The 517-nt window shown below is 24.8% G+C and carries 1 protein-coding gene; it reads right to left on the bottom strand.

What is annotated here, in order from left to right; translation table 11 throughout:
* Positions 1–367: hypothetical protein (locus A500_RS19130; RefSeq protein WP_016209219.1), on the bottom strand; the 367-nt coding region annotated here is incomplete at its 3' end.
* Positions 368–517 lie beyond the last annotated feature (150 nt).

A 517-nucleotide genomic window follows, 5' to 3' on the forward strand; every position in this document is an offset into this window, starting at 1 on the left:
AGAAAATCATTAATCCTGGAAAAATCAAACTTAAAGGTGTATATATAGTAACTCCAGCAACTATTGCTTTATAAACAAATGATAAAATTTCAATACCTATAAATATAAATGCTCCAATAGGCTTTTTAAGTAAAATTAATATTACTGCTATAGTTATGATTATTGCTATGCATAATGTTATTGTAAGCTCTGTTGGATTTACATCTGCTGCAGTTCCTGCCTCCAATAAAAAGTTATTTATTTGATCTTTAAATACAAGATTAATTATAACTCCTAAAATTGTAAATGCTTGTCCTATAAAATATAGTACAGACATTGTAATAATTCCAGCACCTACTCTTTTCTCCCTATTTATCATGTTATCCATTATTAATCCCCCTTTCTTAAATGCTCGTTTACATTTTAACATTTATAACTAAAAAAGGCAATTATTTAACAAATTTAACTTAACAAATTTACATACTCAAAGAAATATTTAATACTATAATTTACCTTTTTATCTTACTGTAATATAATT

Origin of the sequence: Clostridium sartagoforme AAU1, assembly GCF_000401215.1 — a bacterium.
GTDB classification, from domain to species: Bacteria; Bacillota; Clostridia; order Clostridiales; family Clostridiaceae; genus Clostridium; species Clostridium sartagoforme.